We start from the raw sequence: 2,387 nt of genomic DNA on the forward strand, positions 1-2,387 counted from the left end.
GGCCGGGCCGGGCTCACGGCCGTCACCTCGGTGCGGTAGTCGGTGCCGTCGGGGGCGTCCGCGCCGTGCGCGGCGGCCGGGGCGGCGAGCGCGAGCGTCGCGGCCGTGGCGCCCGCGAGCACCAGGCCGGCGCGGGTCAGCAGGTTCCGCGTCACCTGCCCGCCGCCTCCACCGCGGCCCTGATCCCTTCCGGGCTGCGATCGGCCACCGGCCTGCCGTCGACCAGGATGGTCGGGGTGCCGGTGACGTTGGCCTTGCTGGCCTCCTCGGTGACGTGCTCGGTCCACGGCTTGAAGGTGCCCTCGCGCAGGCACGAGCTGAAGCCGTCCCGGTCGATGCCGGTGCCGGCGGCGATGTCGACCAGCTCGTCGTCGCTGAGCCCGGCGCCACCCTCCGGCGGCTGCCGCTCGAAGAGCGCCTTGGCGTACTCGCGGTACCGGCCGCCCTCCGCCGCGCAGCCGGAGGCCGCCGACGAGCGGGTGGAGTACTGCGTGGTGGAGAAGCGGTTCAGGTAGGCGACCGGGTGGTGGACCACCCGGACCTTCCCCGCACTGATGAGCTGGTCGATGGTCGCGCCGCTGACCTGCTCGAACTGCTTGCAGGCCGGGCAGAGGAAGTCCTCGTAGACGTCCACGGTGACCGGGCCCGAGCCGGAGACGACGCCGGTGCCGGCCTCGTTCGCGCCGGTCGGCGCGGTGAACTCGGTGGAGCGCTGGCCGGAGAAGACGCTCCAGCCGATCAGCCCGGCGATCACCAGGACGGCGACGGCGGCCACCGACGCCCAGACGGTCCGCTTGCGCCGTCGCTCCCGGGCCAACTGTTCGCGGACGACGCGGGCGGAGTCCCGCTGTCCCTTGCGACTACTCATCCTCGTCCTCCACACCTGCGTCGCCCGTCAGCCAGCCGTCCACCGAGACGGGGGTGCGGGGCCAGATCAGCAGGAATCCGGCCAGTGCCAGGAATCCCAGGTCCCGGAGGATCTCCGGGAGGTAGCTCGGCGCCTGCCCCTCGGCGAGCTGCCCGCCGCTGCCGAAGCAGCCGCAGTCGATGGACAGGCCACGGCTCCAGGCGGAGGCGATCCCGGCGATGAAGACCACCAGCAGCGCCGCGGAGACCCCGGCGGCCAGCCGGGTGGCCAGCCCCAGCAGCAGCAGCGCCCCGAGCGCCAGCTCGACGAAGGGCAGCGCCGCGCCGATCACGGTGGCGGCGTCGTACGGCATGACCTGGTAGGCGTTGACGGCTCGGCCGGAGGCGGCCAGGTCACCGACCTTGGACCCGCCGGCGAGCAGCCAGACGGCGGCCAGGCCGAGGCGGGCGGCGACGCCGAGCCAGGGGCGGACGGCGGGCCAGCGGGCGGCCCGGGCGCTCTGTGCGGTCACGGTCATTGGTCGTCCCGTCCCCCGTGGAAGTTCCCGCGTCAGCCGGCGAGGGCGTCGCCGACCGCCTCGACCAGGTCGTTGCGGGCCCGGGCCACCCGCGAGCGGATGGTGCCCACCGGCACCCCCTCCACGGCGGCGGCCTCGGCGTACGACAGGCCGAGCAGTTGGGTGAGGACGAAGCCCCGCGGCGTTCGGCGGGGAGCCGGCGGACCAGGTCGGCGGCGCCGAGGTGCCCGGCGTGGTCGGGCTGCGGCCGGGCCGTCCAGGCGTCGGCGGCGAGTCGTTCGTCGAGGCGGCGCCGGCGGACCACCACGCGCAGGTGGTCGGCGCAGGCCCGGCGGGCGATGCCGAGCAGCCAGGTGCGGGCGCTGGAGCGCCCCTCGAACGCGGGCAGCGCCCGGAACGCCCGCAGGTAGGTCTCCTGGGTCAGGTCGTCCGCGCTGTCTGGGTCGACCAGCGCGGCGGCGAACCGCCACACCTCGGCCTGGGTCAGCCGGACGAAGGCGGCCTGGGCGACCGGATCCCCGTCGCGGGCGGCGAGCGCCCACCCGGTCGCCGACTCCCGCCCAGCGGCGTCGGCGTCGTCGGACGGGCCGACGGCGGAGGTGTCGCGCGGGGCGGGGATCACGACAGACCAGGTTACGCGGCGGGGCGGGGCCGGACAGGGTCCTTCGGCCCATCCATGGCCTGCGCCACGTCGGGAACTTTTCCCGCCGGCGGGGCGACTACCCGCTCATGACATGCGACGACGTACGCGCGGCGCTGTCGGCGCGGCTGGACGGCGAGGACCCGCAGGCGGCACCGGCGGTGCTGGACGCGCACACGCAGAGTTGCCCCGGCTGCCGGGCCTGGCTGGCCCGGGCGGAGCAGGTGACCCGGCTGGTCCGGGTGCGGTCGGTGGCGGTGCCCGACCTGACCGCCTCGGTGCTGGCGGCGGTCGCCGCCGACCCGGTGACCGCCCGGCGTACGCCGGCGGCCGTCCTGCGGGCCCGCCGGCAGGTGCTGCGG

The 2,387-nt window shown here is 76.2% G+C and carries 3 protein-coding genes and 1 pseudogene; 1 reads left to right on the forward strand and 3 read right to left on the reverse strand.

The annotated features are described in order from the left end of the window. Nucleotides 1-151: 151 nt before the first annotated feature. The 3 genes and pseudogenes from NCC78_RS30840 to NCC78_RS30850 form a co-directional block, all read right to left on the reverse strand. On the reverse strand, nucleotides 152-868 hold the full coding sequence (locus NCC78_RS30840) for a DsbA family protein (protein WP_250798938.1): 717 nt from the start codon (nucleotides 866-868) through the stop codon (nucleotides 152-154). Then, nucleotides 861-1,385: a MauE/DoxX family redox-associated membrane protein gene (locus tag NCC78_RS30845; protein ID WP_250798939.1), complete on the reverse strand. Its 525-nt coding sequence runs from the start codon at nucleotides 1,383-1,385 to the stop codon at nucleotides 861-863. The genes NCC78_RS30840 and NCC78_RS30845 overlap by 8 nt, the downstream gene beginning before the upstream one ends. A gap of 32 nt (nucleotides 1,386-1,417) precedes the next feature. Continuing rightward, nucleotides 1,418-2,007, reverse strand: a pseudogene (locus tag NCC78_RS30850) (sigma-70 family RNA polymerase sigma factor). Nucleotides 2,008-2,114: 107 nt separating this feature from the next. Here NCC78_RS30850 and NCC78_RS30855 point away from each other — a divergent pair. Then, nucleotides 2,115-2,387 (forward strand): zf-HC2 domain-containing protein (locus NCC78_RS30855; RefSeq protein WP_250798940.1); only part of this gene is annotated, 273 nt, incomplete at its 3' end.

Source organism: Micromonospora phytophila, from assembly GCF_023656545.1.
Lineage (GTDB): Bacteria > Actinomycetota > Actinomycetes > Mycobacteriales > Micromonosporaceae > Micromonospora > Micromonospora phytophila.

What these genes read in the sequence shown, in the direction of transcription:
- NCC78_RS30840 (WP_250798938.1), bottom strand. Translation starts at nt 868, where the DNA reads ATGAGTAGTCGCAAGGGACAGCGGGACTCCGCCCGCGTCGTCCGCGAA.
- NCC78_RS30845 (WP_250798939.1), bottom strand. Translation starts at nt 1,385, where the DNA reads ATGACCGTGACCGCACAGAGCGCCCGGGCCGCCCGCTGGCCCGCCGTC.